The organism is Microbulbifer taiwanensis, assembly GCF_014904815.1.
Classification (GTDB): Bacteria; Pseudomonadota; Gammaproteobacteria; order Pseudomonadales; family Cellvibrionaceae; genus Microbulbifer; species Microbulbifer taiwanensis.
Window position 1 is genome coordinate 1 of the sequence record NZ_JACZFR010000065.1, and the last position, 14,432, is coordinate 14,432.

At 61.3% G+C, this 14,432-nt stretch carries 11 protein-coding genes; 2 read left to right on the forward strand and 9 right to left on the reverse strand.

Annotated features, from left to right (window positions below; translation table 11 throughout):
* Positions 1-89: 89 nt before the first annotated feature.
* The 9 genes from sucD to sdhC form a co-directional block, all read right to left on the reverse strand.
* A complete protein-coding gene (sucD, locus tag IG627_RS19125; protein WP_193194664.1) occupies positions 90-962 on the reverse strand; it encodes a succinate--CoA ligase subunit alpha in 873 nt (290 codons plus the stop codon).
* A gap of 2 nt (positions 963-964) precedes the next feature.
* The gene (gene sucC / locus IG627_RS19130; protein WP_193194666.1) at positions 965-2,131 is read right to left on the reverse strand and encodes an ADP-forming succinate--CoA ligase subunit beta; all 1,167 of its coding nucleotides are present in this window, start codon (positions 2,129-2,131) and stop codon (positions 965-967) included.
* 154 nt (positions 2,132-2,285) lie between these two features.
* Complete coding sequence (gene lpdA, locus IG627_RS19135) at positions 2,286-3,728, reverse strand: dihydrolipoyl dehydrogenase (RefSeq protein WP_193194668.1); 1,443 nt, start codon at positions 3,726-3,728, stop codon at positions 2,286-2,288.
* A gap of 61 nt (positions 3,729-3,789) precedes the next feature.
* Entirely contained in the window at positions 3,790-4,989 is a 1,200-nt protein-coding gene (gene odhB, locus IG627_RS19140) for a 2-oxoglutarate dehydrogenase complex dihydrolipoyllysine-residue succinyltransferase (RefSeq protein ID WP_193194670.1), read from the reverse strand.
* A gap of 193 nt (positions 4,990-5,182) precedes the next feature.
* Entirely contained in the window at positions 5,183-8,011 is a 2,829-nt protein-coding gene (locus IG627_RS19145; protein ID WP_193194673.1) for a 2-oxoglutarate dehydrogenase E1 component, read from the reverse strand.
* Between the two features lie 222 nt (positions 8,012-8,233).
* Positions 8,234-8,938: a succinate dehydrogenase iron-sulfur subunit gene (locus tag IG627_RS19150; protein WP_193194675.1), complete on the reverse strand. Its 705-nt coding sequence runs from the start codon at positions 8,936-8,938 to the stop codon at positions 8,234-8,236.
* Positions 8,939-9,053: 115 nt separating this feature from the next.
* Positions 9,054-10,826 carry a succinate dehydrogenase flavoprotein subunit gene (sdhA, locus tag IG627_RS19155; protein ID WP_193194677.1) on the reverse strand — a complete coding sequence of 591 codons (1,773 nt, stop codon included), beginning with the start codon at positions 10,824-10,826 and terminating at the stop codon, positions 9,054-9,056.
* 3 nt (positions 10,827-10,829) lie between these two features.
* The gene (gene sdhD, locus IG627_RS19160) at positions 10,830-11,198 is read right to left on the reverse strand and encodes a succinate dehydrogenase, hydrophobic membrane anchor protein (protein ID WP_193194679.1); all 369 of its coding nucleotides are present in this window, start codon (positions 11,196-11,198) and stop codon (positions 10,830-10,832) included.
* The gene (gene sdhC / locus IG627_RS19165) at positions 11,192-11,566 is read right to left on the reverse strand and encodes a succinate dehydrogenase, cytochrome b556 subunit (protein ID WP_193194681.1); all 375 of its coding nucleotides are present in this window, start codon (positions 11,564-11,566) and stop codon (positions 11,192-11,194) included. The genes sdhD and sdhC overlap by 7 nt, the downstream gene beginning before the upstream one ends.
* A 594-nt stretch (positions 11,567-12,160) precedes the next feature.
* Here sdhC and gltA point away from each other — a divergent pair.
* Positions 12,161-13,450 carry a citrate synthase gene (gene gltA, locus IG627_RS19170; RefSeq protein ID WP_193194683.1) on the forward strand — a complete coding sequence of 430 codons (1,290 nt, stop codon included), beginning with the start codon at positions 12,161-12,163 and terminating at the stop codon, positions 13,448-13,450.
* 145 nt (positions 13,451-13,595) lie between these two features.
* Positions 13,596-14,330, forward strand: coding sequence for a response regulator transcription factor (locus IG627_RS19175; protein ID WP_193194685.1), 735 nt, complete (start codon positions 13,596-13,598; stop codon positions 14,328-14,330).
* Positions 14,331-14,432 lie beyond the last annotated feature (102 nt).

Here is a 14,432-nt window from a genome sequence, read left to right on the forward strand (position 1 = left end):
CCCCCCCCGCGGGGGGCCGTCCTTTTGCGTGTTTGGGGGGGACGGGGGGGCCGCCCCCCCCCCCCCCCGTTCCTACAAGAGCAACCGGCTTACCAGCCAGCAGCTTCCTTCAGCGCGTTGCCGATCTCGGCCAGGGAACGTACGGTTTTCACACCGGCGTCTTCCAGCGCGGCGAACTTCTCGTCCGCGGTGCCCTTGCCGCCGGAGATGATGGCGCCGGCGTGGCCCATGCGCTTTCCGGGAGGTGCGGTGACGCCGGCAATGTAGGAAACCACCGGCTTGGTGACGTTTTCCTTGATGTAGGCCGCCGCCTCTTCTTCCGCGGTACCGCCGATTTCGCCGATCATCACGATGGCTTCGGTCTGCGGATCCTTCTCGAACATCTCCAGGATATCGATGAAGTTGGAGCCCGGAATCGGGTCGCCGCCGATGCCCACACAGGTGGACTGGCCGAAGCCGTGGTCGGTGGTCTGCTTGACCGCTTCGTAGGTCAGGGTACCGGAGCGGGAAACGATGCCCACCTTGCCCGGCTTGTGGATGTGACCCGGCATAATGCCGATCTTGCACTCACCGGGAGTGATCACGCCCGGGCAGTTGGGGCCGATCAGGCGCACGCCCAGCTCGTCGCACTTCACTTTCGCGTCCAGCATATCCAGGGTCGGAATGCCCTCGGTGATGCATACGATCAGCTTGATGCCGCCCTCGGCCGCTTCCAGGATGGAATCCTTACAGAAGGGCGCCGGAACGTAGATCACGGAAGCTTCCGCACCGGTGGCTTCCACCGCTTCTTTCACGGTGTCGAAGACCGGCAGACCCAGGTGTTCCTGGCCGCCCTTGCCCGGGGTCACGCCGCCAACCATCTTGGTGCCGTAGGCGATGGCCTGTTCGGAGTGGAAAGTGCCCTGGGAGCCGGTGAAGCCCTGGCAGATCACTTTGGTGTCTTTGTTAATCAGTACTGACATGATTATTTACCCTCCGCAGCTTTAACCACCTGCTCGGCAGCATCGGTCAGGCTGGTAGCCGCAATAATGTTCAGACCGCTCTCGCTCAGCACCTTGGCGCCCAGGTCGGCGTTGTTACCTTCGAGGCGCACCACTACCGGTACCTTAACGCCCACTTCTTTCACCGCGCCGATCACGCCTTCGGCGATCATGTCGCAGCGCACGATGCCGCCGAAGATATTGATCAGGACTGCCTTGACGTTTTCGTCGGACAGGATGATCTTGAAGGCTTCAACCACGCGCTCTTTGGTCGCACCGCCGCCAACGTCGAGGAAGTTGGCCGGCTTGCCGCCGTGCAGGTTGACGATATCCATGGTGCCCATGGCCAGGCCGGCGCCGTTCACCATGCAGCCGATATTGCCATCGAGGGCGACATAGTTGAGCTCGTACTTGGCCGCGTGGGCTTCGCGCGCGTCGTCCTGGGACGGATCGTGCATTTCGCGCAGGTCCGCGTGGCGGTACAGGGCGTTGCCGTCGATTACTACCTTGGCGTCCAGGCAGTGCAGGTTACCTTCGGTGGTGATTACCAGCGGGTTGATTTCCAGCAGGGCCAGATCCTTCTCTTCGAACATCTTGGCCAGGCCGAGGAAGATCTTGGTGAACTGCTTCACCTGGGTCGGGTTCAGGCCCAGTTTGAACGCCAGTTCGCGCGCCTGGTAAGGCTGCGCACCCACCAGCGGGTCGATGGTGGCCTTGAGGATTTTTTCCGGAGTCTCTTCCGCGACCTTCTCGATTTCCACGCCGCCCTCGGTAGAGGCCATGAAAACGATACGACGGGTGGAGCGATCGACGACCGCGCCCAGGTACAGCTCCTGGTCGATGTCGGTGCAGCTCTCAACGAGGATGCGGGAAACCGGCTGGCCGTTTTCGTCTGTCTGGTAGGTTACCAGGCGCTCGCCCAGCCACTTCTTGGCGAATTCTTCAATCTCCGCCTTGGAATCCACCAGCTTTACACCGCCGGCCTTACCGCGGCCACCGGCGTGTACCTGGGCTTTTACCACCCACTTGTCGCCGCCAATTTCATCAGCCGCCGCTGCTGCCGCTGCCGGGGTTTCCGCTGCAATGCCTTTGGAAACCGGCAATCCGTATGCTGCAAACAGTTGTTTGCCCTGATACTCATGCAAGTTCATAGTCAATACCAATTCACATTTGAAATGTGTTTACCAATTGCAGATTGCTCTGCACCTAAGGACAGAATTCAAAATTTCCGTCGTTGCAAATTTCGAATTCTGCAAATGAAACCGGGGCGCCAGTTCAAATCAACTGGCGCCCCGGCGTCGAAAGTTACTTACGCTTCTTGCGGTTGGCGATATGGATCGCGTGACCGTTTACCGCCAGCGCCGCTTCCTTCACGGTTTCGGACAGGGTCGGGTGACCGAACACTGTCATGCCGATATCTTCCGCACTGGAACCGAACTCCATCGCAATCGCCACCTGCTGCACCAGATCCGCCGCAGACGGGCCGACGATATGGGCACCCAGTACGCGGTCGGTTTCAGCGTGCGCGATGAGCTTCACCATACCGGCAGTTTCGTTCGCTGCCACGGCGCGGCCGGAAGCCACGAAGGGGAAAACACCCACATTGTAGGGCTCGCCATCCGCTTTCACCTGCTCTTCGGTGCGACCGACAGCGGCGATTTCCGGGTGGGTGTAGATGACGTTCGGAATGACATCGTAGTTCATCATCGGCTTCTGGCCGGCGATACGCTCGGCAACCACCACGCCCTCTTCAGAGGCCTTGTGCGCCAGCATGGGACCGCGCACCACATCGCCAACGGCCCAGACGCCCGGTGCGGAAGTCATGCACAGGTCGTTGACGTAGATAAAGCCGCGCTCGTCCAGCTTGACGCCGGCGTCCTCGGACAGCAGGCCCTCGGTGTAGGGGCGACGGCCCACGCACACGATCAGCTTGTCGAAAGTCTCCTGCTGCTCCTTGCCGTCCTTGTCCTCGTAGGTGACAACGACTTCCTTGCCCTTCACTTCGGTGCCGGTGACACGACAGGACAGGCGGATATCCAGGCCCTGCTTCTTCAGGATCTTCTGGGATTCCTTGGCAATCTGCTGGTCCATGATCGCGAGGAAATTATCCAGCGCCTCCAGCACCACCACGTCAGAGCCCAGGCGATTCCACACGGAGCCCAGCTCCAGGCCGATAACGCCGGCGCCGATCACACCCAGGCGCTTCGGCACTTCGGTGAACTCCAGCGCGCCGGTGGAATCGACGATGATCTTGTCATCCACCGGTGCCGGCGGAATGTTCACCGGCACGGAACCGGAAGCCAGGATCACATTCTCGGCTTCGTAGGTGGTGGTCTTGCCGTCGTGGTCGGTCACTTCCACCTTCTTGTTCGCCAGCAGCTTGCCGGTGCCCTCGATGGAAGTGACCTTGTTGGCCATAAACAGGCCGGCAATACCGCCGGACATCTGCTTGACCACGCCGTCCTTGCGCTCGATCATTTTTTTCACGTCGATCTTCACCTTGCCGGTGTCGATGCCGTGCACGTCGAGGGCGTCTTTTGCCTCATGGTATTTCCAGGAGCTGTCCAGCAGCGCCTTGGAGGGGATACAGCCGACGTTCAGGCAGGTACCGCCGTTGACAACCTTGCCGTCCTTGCTTGTCCATTTCTCAACACAGGCAGTCTTCAGACCCAGCTGCGCTGCGCGGATTGCTGCTACATAACCCCCGGGGCCGGAGCCGATAACGATTACGTCAAATTTTTCTGACATGGTCTGTTCCAAATTGGGTGAATTCAGTGTGCAAGAGGGGCCACTTCGGGCCCCTGAATTTTTAGACTTCCAGCAGTATGCGAGCCGGGTCTTCGATCATCTCCTTGATCGCCACCAGGAAGCCGACCGCTTCCTTGCCGTCGATCAGGCGGTGGTCGTAGGACAGCGCCAGGTACATCATCGGCAGAATTTCCACCTTGCCGTCTACCGCCATCGGGCGCTCCTGGATTTTGTGCATGCCCAGGATTGCGGTCTGCGGCGGGTTCAGGATCGGGGTGGACAGCAGGGAGCCGAAGACACCGCCGTTGGTAATGGTGAAGGTACCACCGGTCATCTCTTCGATGGACAGTTTGCCGTCGCGGGCGCGCACACCCAGATCGCGGATATTGTTTTCCATATCCGCCAGGCCCATGTTCTCGGCATTGCGCAGGATCGGCACCACCAGGCCCTTCGGCGAGGATACCGCCACACCGATATCCTGGTAACCGTGGTAGACAATATCGTTACCATCGATGGAGGCATTCACCGCGGAATAGCGCTTCAGTGCCTCCACAGCCGCCTTCACGAAGAAGCCCATAAAGCCCAGGCGGGTGCCATTGTGCTTCTTCTCGAACAGGTCCTTGTAGTTCTTGCGCAGATCCATCACCGGCTTCATGTTCACTTCATTGAAGGTAGTGAGCATGGCGGTGGACTGGCTGGCGTCCAGCAGGCGCTCGGCGATGCGCTTGCGCATGCGGGTCATGGGCACGCGCTTCTCGACGCGCTCACCCGGCGCCACGGCCACTTCCGCGGCCGCCGCCGGTGCTGCGGCGGCTGCCGGCGCGGGACCGGCCTTCATCACATCTTCTTTCAGGACGCGGCCGCCCTTGCCGCTGCCCCCGCCGCCGCCCCGGGCGACGCCCCTCTCCGCCGCCATTTTCTTGGCAGATGGCATGGCGATTTTCTCGCCGCCGGCGGCCGGAGCGGCTTCCGCTGCGGGCGCCTCGGCCGGCTTTTCTTCCGCGGTTGCGGCGCCTGCGCCTGCACCTTCTTCAAACTTGGCAATCACCTCGTTGGACAGGACAGTATCGCCCTCGCCCTTGATGATTTCGCTGATGGCGCCGTCGGCGGGTGCGACAACTTCCAGCACTACCTTGTCGGTTTCGATATCCACGATCAGTTCATCGCGGGACACGGCTTCGCCGGGCTGTTTGTGCCAGGTGGCAACGGTGCCGTCCTGAACGGATTCCGGGAAAGTTGGCGCTTTAATCTCGATCGTCATTGGTCCTGTTTCCTGAGATTGACTCTTGGACACCTCTAAAATCTACTGCGCGTGCGCTCTGGCGACGTCCGGCGGTGCTCGGAATGCTCATGTACTAAAGTACACTCCGCTTCCTGCGCTCCGGCGGCCACCACCAGCCACCCGCTCGCTACGATTTTTTAAAAGTATCCATTTTTTGCTAATTACTGCCGCCTTATTTGACGGTCAGCGCCTCGTTGATGAACTTGTTCTGTTCTTCCAGGTGCGTGGACATGTAACCGGCCGCCGGTGCGGCGGACGGCTCGCGGCCCACGTACTGCAGATCCAGTTTCGGATGCGTCTCCGCCAGCAGGCGGCGCAGGTGGTGCTGGCTGTGATACCAGGCGCCCTGGTTCATCGGCTCTTCCTGGCACCAGGCCACGCTCTCGATATTCTTGAACGCGGAAGCCGCCTCCACAAACTCGTCGTCCGGGAAGGGATACAGCTGTTCCAGACGCACCAGCGCCACGTTCTCCTGCTCGCGCTCCATACGCGCTTCCAGCAAATGGTAGTAGACCTTACCGGAGCACAGAATCAGGCGCTTGACCTTGGCCGGGTCCACGGCATCGTCCTGAATCACATTGTGGAAGCGGCCGTTGGCCAGCTCGTCCAGGCTGGAGGTAGCCAGCTTGTGACGAAGGATCCACTTGGGGCTCATGATGATCAGCGGGCGGCGCATCGGGCGCACCGCCTGGCGGCGCAGCAGGTGGAAAATCTGTGCCGGGGTGGTGGCGTTGCACACCTGGATATTGTGCTCCGCACACAGTTGCATAAAGCGCTCCAGGCGCGCGGAGGAGTGCTCCGGGCCCTGGCCCTCGTAACCATGCGGCAACAGCATCACCAGGCCGCACATACGGCCCCACTTGTGCTCACCGGAAGTGATGAACTGGTCGATCACCACCTGGGCACCGTTGGCGAAGTCGCCGAACTGCGCCTCCCAGACCACCAGTGACTTGGGCGTGGTGGTGGCGTAGCCGTATTCGAACGCCAGCACCGCCTCTTCCGACAACAGTGAGTCGTAGATGTAGAAAGGCGGCTGCCCCTCGTACATATTCTGCAGCGGCACATAGGACTGGCCGTCTTTCTGGCTGTGAATCACCGCGTGGCGGTGGGAGAAGGTACCGCGGCCGACGTCCTCGCCGGTGAAGCGGATCATATAGCCCTCTTCCAGCAGGGTACCGTAGGCCAGCGTCTCGGCCATGCCCCAGTTCAGCGGCAGGGCGCCGCCGGCCATCTTGCGGCGGTCCTCGTAGATCTTCGCCACCTGGCGCTGCATCACCACACCGTCCGGCACTGTGGTCATGCGGCTGGCGACATCCTTCAGCTTCGGCAGCTCCATACCGGTATCCGCCTGGGTCAGCCAGTCGTGGTTCAGGTAGGGCGACCAATCCACAAACATGGAGGAATCCGGCTGTTTCACCAGGCCGGTGGCCACGTTCTCCCCTTTGTCCAGTTTGTCGCGGTACTCGCTGGCCAGCTTGTCCGCGGCGGCCTTGTCCAGCACACCGCCGTTGACCAGTTTCTCCGCATACAGGGTGCGGGTGGACTTGTGCTTGCGGATGGTCTGGTACATCAGCGGCTGGGTGCCGGACGGATCGTCGGTCTCGTTGTGACCGCGGCGACGGTAGCACACCAGGTCGATGACGATGTCTTTCTTGAATTCGTAGCGGTAGTCCACGGCCAGCAGCGCCGCCAGCACGACCATTTCCGGGTCGTCGCCGTTCACGTGCAGTACCGGGGCGTCGATCATCTTCGCCACGTCGGTGCAGTACTCGGTGGAGCGGGCATCCTCGCGTTTGCTGGTGGTAAAGCCCACCTGGTTGTTCAGCACGATATGAATGCTGCCACCGGTATAGAAACCGCGGGTCTGGGACATCTGCAGGGTTTCCTGCACCACGCCCTGACCGGCAAAGGCGGCGTCGCCGTGAATATTGATCGGCATCACCTTCTCACCGGTGGCATCGTCGCGGCGATCCTGGCGCGCGCGCACAGAACCGACCACCACCGGTGCACAGATCTCCAGGTGCGACGGGTTGAAGGCCAGTGCCAGGTGCACTTCGCCACCCGGGGTCATCACATTGGAGGAGAAGCCCTGGTGATACTTGACGTCGCCGGAGGTATCCAGGGTCTTCTTGCCCTCGAATTCCTCGAACAGGTCCGACGGGTTCTTGCCCAGAATGTTAACCAGGGTATTCAGGCGGCCACGGTGGGCCATGCCCATTACCACTTCCTTGACGCCGTAGGTGCCGGAGCGGCGGATCAACGCGTCCAGCATCGGGATCAGGCTCTCACCGCCCTCGACACCGAAACGCTTGGTGCCCGGGTACTTGGAGTCCAGGTGGCGCTCCAGGCCCTCGGCAGCAGACAATCGCTGCAGGATTTCAGTCTGGATATCGGCGCCGAAATTCGGTTTGCACTGGCTGCGCTCCAGGCGCTGCTGGAACCAGTGCTGCTCGTCCAGGTTGGACAGGTGCATGATTTCCGCACCCAGGGTGCCGCAGTAGGTCCGCTCCAGGCCCTCGACGATATCGCGCAGGGTGGCTTCACCGTTGCCAAAGAAGAGATCGCCGGTCTGGAAGGTGGTGTCGAAGTCGCCCTCGGTGAGGCCGTGGTAATTCAGCTGCAGGTCCGGCACCTGCTCCCGCGCCATCAGGCCCAGGGGGTCCAGGGTGGCCTTCTTGTGGCCGCGGTGGCGGTAGGAGTTGATCAGCTGCAGGACTTTGACCTGCTTGCGTTCGTGCTCGATGTTGATGGCGCCGGCACCGGGAGCGGCCAGCGGGCGGGTGCGATGCTTGGCGAGCAGTTCAAAGTGCTGGCGCACTGCGGCGTGGGAAACGTCGCCACTGCCGTTGACTCGCGGGAGACTGTCGAAGTAACTGCGCCACTCCTCCGGCACGCCATTGGGGTCGTGCAGATAGGTCTCGTACAGTTCCTCCACATAGGCGGCGTTGCCCCCGGAGATATGGGAGCTACGCCACAGCTGCTCCATGGTACTTTCGTGCATGTTGATGCCTACCTCGATGGGAGGGAGCTTCCCTCCTTCCTTTCACTCATTCACAAAAGGGAGACGCGTGAAGCAGTCTCCCCTTTTTAGTTGCGGCCGGCTCTGTGACCAGCTTTCTAATCCTCAGATAGGCGCCGCCGTTGGCGCCGGGTCGAGAAATCGGGGCTGTCCCGACTCTCTTTCTCCACCGGGCTGTCGCTCTAGTGCGCTCCGCCTACAGGGCTATACGGCACGCGCCAGCAGCATATTGCGAATGTGGCCGATGGCGCGGGTCGGATTCAGACCCTTGGGGCACACATTCACGCAATTCTGGATACCGTGGCAGCGGAAGACGCTGAACGGATCATCCAGGTTGGACAGGCGTTCGTCGGTCGCCAGGTCGCGGCTGTCCGCCAGGAAGCGGTAGGCCTGCAGCAGGCCGGCCGGGCCGATGAACTTGTCCGGGTTCCACCAGAAAGACGGGCACGCGGTGGAGCAGCAGGCGCACAGGATACACTCGTAGAGGCCATCCAGCTTCTCGCGCTCTTCCGGGCTCTGCAAACGCTCAATCGCCGGTGCCGGGGTATCGTTCTGCAGGAAGGGTTCGATCTTTTTGTACTGCTCGTAAAACTGCTCCATATCCACGACCAGGTCGCGGATCACCGGCAGGCCCGGCAGCGGGCGCAGGACCAGCTTGCCCTTGGGCGCCGCTTCGGAAATGGGCGTGGTACAGGCCAGGCCGTTGCGGCCGGAGATGTTCATGCCATCGGAACCACACACACCCTCGCGGCAGGAGCGGCGGAAGGACAGGCTCGGGTCCTCGGCCTTCAACAGTTCCAGAACGTCCAGCACCATCAGGTCCTTGCCCTGGGTGTCCAGCTCGTAGTCCTGCATATGGGGAGCTTTGTCAGTCTCCGGGTTGTAACGGTAAATGCTTACTTTCAACATTTTACAGGCTTTCCGATTTAACCGGTCTCTTTGTAGGAGCGGCCCATGGCCGCGATGGGGCTCTGATCAGGCACAGATCGCGGCCACCGGCCGCTCCTACAGGGTTCCCGGGCAATTAATAGGTACGAGCCTTCGGCTCGAAAGCTTCCATGGTCGTGGGCGCGAAGTTGACCGCACGCTTGCCGACGCGTTTTTCCGCCGGGAAGAACATGGAATGGCACAGCCAGTTCTCGTCGTCGCGCTCCTGGAAGTCCTCGCGGGCGTGGGCGCCGCGGCTTTCGGTGCGCACTTCGGCGGCAATCGCGGTGGCTTCGGCCACTTCCAGCAGGTTCTGCAGCTCCAGCGCCTCGATACGGGCGGTATTGAAGGCGCGGCTCTTGTCCTCCAGGCGCACATTGGCGATACGCTCGCGCAGGCCTTCCAGCTTCTTCACACCCTCGGCCATGTAATCGCCGCGGCGGAATACGCCGAAGTGGTTCTGCATCACGCCCTGCAGCTCGGTGCGGAGGCTCGCGGCCGATTCGCCATCGTTGGTATTCTCCAGGCGGTTCAGGCGCGACATGGCGGCCTCGATATCGGACTCGGACGCCTCGCGGGACTCGATGCCCTCGCGCAGGGCCTGCTCGATAAACAGGCCGGAGGCGCGACCGAAAACCACCAGGTCGAGCAGCGAGTTGCCGCCCAGGCGGTTGGCGCCGTGTACGGACACACAGGCCACCTCGCCACAGGCGTAGAAACCGTCGATCACCTGGTCGTTGCCGGCGGCGTCCTGGGTCAGGGCCTGGCCGTGCACATTGGTGGGGATACCGCCCATCATATAGTGACAGGTGGGCACCACCGGGATCGGTGTCTTGACCGGATCCACGTGGGCGAAGGTCTTGGCCAGCTCGCAGATACCCGGCAGGCGGCTGTGCAGCACCTCCTCACCCAGGTGGTCGAGTTTCAGGAATACGTGGTCGCCATTGTCTCCGGCACCGCGGCCATCGAGGATCTCGAGAACCATGGAGCGGGCCACCACATCGCGGGAGGCCAGGTCTTTGGCATTGGGGGCATAACGCTCCATAAAGCGCTCGCCATCCTTATTGATAAGGTAGCCACCCTCACCGCGACAGCCCTCGGTGACCAGTACGCCGGCACCGGCAATACCAGTCGGGTGGAACTGCCACATCTCGATATCCTGCACCGGCATACCCGCGCGCAGGGCCATGCCCACGCCGTCGCCGGTATTGATGTGCGCATTGGTGGTGGAAGCGAAGATACGGCCGGCACCGCCGGTGGCGAATACGGTGGCCTTGGACTTGATGAAGACCACTTCGCCATCCTCGATACACATGGCGATCACACCCACCACGGCACCGTCCTGGTTCTTCACCAGGTCGATCGCAAACCACTCGTTCAGGAAGACGGTGTTGTGCTTGACGTTGTTCTGGTAGAGGGTGTGCAGCAGTGCGTGGCCGGTGCGGTCAGCGGCCGCACAGGTGCGCGCGGCCTGGCCGCCGCGACCGAAGTCCTTGGACTGGCCGCCAAAGGGACGCTGGTAGATGCGGCCCTCTTCGGTGCGGGAGAAAGGCAGACCCATATGCTCCAGCTCGAACACCGCTTCCGGACCCACGGAGCACATATACTCGATGGCATCCTGGTCGCCGATATAGTCGGACCCCTTGACGGTGTCGTACATGTGCCAGCGCCAGTCATCCTGCGGATCGGCACTGGCGATGGCGCAGGTGATGCCGCCCTGGGCGGATACGGTGTGCGAGCGGGTCGGGAACACCTTGGTGATGACCGCGGTCTTGAAGCCGGACTGGGCCATTTGCAGGGCCGCGCGCATACCCGCGCCGCCACCGCCGATTACGATCCCGTCAAAAGTAATAGTTCGCATATTCGCCATCAGTTACACACCCCACAGAATTTCAATGCCCCACACCGTGTAGAACACGGCAACCGCAGCCAGCAGCACTTCGATCACAATGCGGATCGCGGCGGCTTTCGGGCCCATCATGCGGTTGGTGATGTAGTCGGTGAGCACGGACCAGAGACCGATCCAGGCGTGTGCCACTGTGGCGAGCAGGGCCACCAGGGTGAACACGCGCATCCAGCGCTGCTCAAAGAGCGCAGACCAGGTCTGGTAACTGAAGTCGTCGCTCAGAAAAATGAAACCCACTATAAAGAAGGTATAAGCCGCGAGAATGACCGCGCTGACGCGCTGGTACAGCCAGTCGAAAGTGCCGCTGCGGCCGAAACTTGTGATTGTGGTTACCATACCCATACCCCCGCCAGCAGAATAAGAATTACAGCTACGACCAGTACCGTTACGGCACCGCGTCGACCGCCCTCCAGGGATTCACCGATCCCCAGATCCATCAGCAGGTGGCGAATGCCCGCCACCAGGTGGTAGATGAGTGCTGCCAGCGCCGCCCAGAGGACGAGTTTGGCGGGAACGCTGTTAAAGGCTGCCGCTACGTCGGCGAAGCCCTGCTCGGATTCCAGGCTGGCATCGAGCATGCACAGCAGCAGCGCGACCACGGCGAAGAGGACGACGCCGGAGATACGATGCAGGATGGAAACCAGAGCGGCAGCGGGAAGCTTGATAGTGGAAATGTCTAGATTGACAGGTCTGTTTTTGTTCACAGGAAAAACACCTTGTTGCCCTGAACGACCGGGCGCCCGTTAGCTTTTCAAATGGAGGGGGCGAGTGCTTGCCGATCACTTTGCACACGACCTGCTGAAGCCTTGAACAAAGTGGCCTTACCATGGCGCAAGCCGCGCGGATTATAGGCATTCGATCTCGAAAACACAACGAACGCCTCAGATACTGCGGCTATATTCCGACTTTGGTCTAAGGCAAAGGGGCGCCAGTCAGGCAGCGGGATTTCCGCAGACAATTCGCGACGCAGCCAGGCAAATCCTCTGCGACCCGAAGCGGGGACCGGATATCCTGTTGCCACGGGACCGACCGTCCACTCCTTTTGGTTTGACAATTTGCGGCGTGCAACTTAAGTTTGCCCCGCTCAAATGCCCCCCGGGGCCCCACAAATGCTGGATCTGAACTACCCCAAATAGGGTACTGAAGGAGTCCGGCCGGCAACGGAGCCGGCCCGAGCCCGCAAGCCAGCAGCAGAAATCGAGCCCTGGCGCCCGCTCCCCGCGGCGCGATAGTCGCACCACCGGCGGAGACACCGCCTCGCGACGGGCAGGCAAAAAGAACAGTTTTAGGAGTCCGCAATGTCCGATAAGAAAGCGCAACTCACGGTCGACGGTGTCGACGGCACCCTAGAGATGCCCGTACTCTCCGGTACCCTCGGCCCCGACGTTGTCGATGTCAGCAGCCTGGCTGGCAAGGGCTTGTTCACCTACGATCCGGGCTTTATGTCCACTGCCTCCTGTGAATCCGAGATCACCTTTATTGACGGCGCCAAGGGCCAGCTGCTGCACCGCGGATACCCCATCGAGCAACTGGCAGAGCAGTCCGATTACCTGGAGACCTGCTACCTGCTGATGAACGGCGAACTGCCCAGCGCCGAGCAGAAGAAGGAATATGTCGACAGCATCATGAACCACACCATGGTGCACGAGTCACTGGTCAACTTCTTCAAGGGCTTCCGCTACGACGCCCACCCGATGGCGATGATGTGCGGCGTGGTCGGCGCCCTCGCCTCCTTCTACCACGACTCCCTCGACATCACCGATCCGGAACACCGCAAGATCTCCGCGGACCGCCTGATCGCCAAGATGCCGACCCTGGCCGCCATGTGCTACAAGCACTCCAAGGGCCAGCCGTTCATGTATCCGGACAACAGCCTCAGCTACTCCGAGAATTTCCTGCACATGATGTTCGGCAACCCCTGCGAGCCGAGCAAGATAGACCCGATCGTGGCCAAGGCGATGGACATCATCTTCCTGCTGCACGCGGACCACGAGCAGAACGCCTCCACCTCCACCGTGCGCCTGGCCGGATCCTCCGGCGCCAACCCCTTCGCCTGTATCTCCTCCGGCATCGCCACCCTCTGGGGACCGGCGCACGGCGGCGCCAACGAAGCGGTGCTGAACATGCTGCAGGAGATCGGCGACGTGAGCCGTATCGACGAGTTCGTCAAGCGCGCCAAGGACAAGAACGACCCCTTCCGCCTGATGGGTTTCGGCCACCGCGTGTACAAGAACTTCGACCCGCGCTCCCGCGTGATGCAGGGTATCTGCGACGACGTGCTCGGCGCCATGGGTGCGGAGAATGATCCGCTGCTGAAGATCGCCAAGAAGCTGGAGCAGATCGCCCTGGAAGACGAGTACTTTATCGAGAAGAAACTCTACCCGAACGTGGACTTCTACTCCGGCATCATCATGAAGGCGATCGGTATCCCCACCGACATGTTCACCGTGATCTTCGCCACCGGCCGTACCGCCGGCTGGATCGCCCACTGGAACGAGATGATCTCCAACCCCTACAAGATCGGTCGTCCGCGCCAGCTTTACACCGGCTATACCCAGCGCGACTATGTGCCACTGGAGCAGCGTTAAGGAAAGCACCGCACCCGGCACAGGCACCAATGAAAAGAACCCGGCACTCGCCGGGTTTTTTAATGGCCCTCACACCCCTTTATATATGAAAATATACAATGTGATACACTTCGCCAGGGTGTCAAGCCGCAAAGGTTGAAGAGGAATGTCAAGCAACTGGATACTGATCGTCGACGACGACCGCGAACTGGCGGAGCTGTTGGCCGATTTCCTGCAAAAAAACGGCCTGGAGGCGAAAATCGAGACCGATGGCGCCAGGGCGACCAGCCGGATTCTCGAAGAGCAACCGCGACTGGTGATCCTCGATGTGATGCTGCCCGGCCAGGATGGCCTCTCCATTTGCCGCCAGGTACTCAGCGGCGGCGCCTATAAAGGCCCCATACTGATGCTCTCCGCCCTGGAAGACGATGTAGACGAGGTCGCCGGCCTCGAGGTCGGGGCCGACGACTACCTGACCAAGCCGGTGCGCTCACGGGTACTACTGGCCCGGGTAAGAGCCCTTCTCCGGCGCCACGAGGCACAGCCGAAGGGACCGGTGCCGACCCAGGCCGCGGGAGACGCCGCGCAAATTTCCGTCAACGGCCTGCAAATCGACAGGGTGGCCCGCCGCGTCGCCCTGCGCGACGAGGAAATCGAGCTGACCACCTTCGAATTTGAACTCCTGTGGATGCTGGCAGAAAGGGCCGGCAATGTCCTGACCCGGGAGGAAATCGCCAAGCACTTCACCGGCCTCGGCTACGACAGCACGCCGCGGACCATCGACCTGCGCATTTCCCACCTACGAAAAAAAATGGGGGACGACCCCAGGCTCCCCAGAATCATTATCACCGTGCGGGGCAAGGGTTACCAACTAGCATCCGAGCAATGCTCCAGCCACTGAGCATCGCACGCCGCCCCACAGCGACACCCTGGCTCCCCTGCCTGGCCGCTCTCATAATTTATTTTTTCGGCAGCACATTTGCGGCCGCACAGCAGGAAACCC

Excerpts from the sequence above, each read along its gene's own strand:
- odhB (WP_193194670.1), bottom strand. The coding sequence starts at position 4,989 with ATGACGATCGAGATTAAAGCGCCAACTTTCCCGGAATCCGTTCAGGAC.
- IG627_RS19175 (WP_193194685.1), top strand. The coding sequence starts at position 13,596 with ATGTCAAGCAACTGGATACTGATCGTCGACGACGACCGCGAACTGGCG.
- sdhA (WP_193194677.1), bottom strand. The coding sequence starts at position 10,826 with ATGGCGAATATGCGAACTATTACTTTTGACGGGATCGTAATCGGCGGT.
- sucD (WP_193194664.1), bottom strand. The coding sequence starts at position 962 with ATGTCAGTACTGATTAACAAAGACACCAAAGTGATCTGCCAGGGCTTC.
- sdhD (WP_193194679.1), bottom strand. The coding sequence starts at position 11,198 with ATGGTAACCACAATCACAAGTTTCGGCCGCAGCGGCACTTTCGACTGG.
- lpdA (WP_193194668.1), bottom strand. The coding sequence starts at position 3,728 with ATGTCAGAAAAATTTGACGTAATCGTTATCGGCTCCGGCCCCGGGGGT.
- sucC (WP_193194666.1), bottom strand. The coding sequence starts at position 2,131 with ATGAACTTGCATGAGTATCAGGGCAAACAACTGTTTGCAGCATACGGA.
- IG627_RS19150 (WP_193194675.1), bottom strand. The coding sequence starts at position 8,938 with ATGTTGAAAGTAAGCATTTACCGTTACAACCCGGAGACTGACAAAGCT.
- gltA (WP_193194683.1), top strand. The coding sequence starts at position 12,161 with ATGTCCGATAAGAAAGCGCAACTCACGGTCGACGGTGTCGACGGCACC.
- IG627_RS19145 (WP_193194673.1), bottom strand. The coding sequence starts at position 8,011 with ATGCACGAAAGTACCATGGAGCAGCTGTGGCGTAGCTCCCATATCTCC.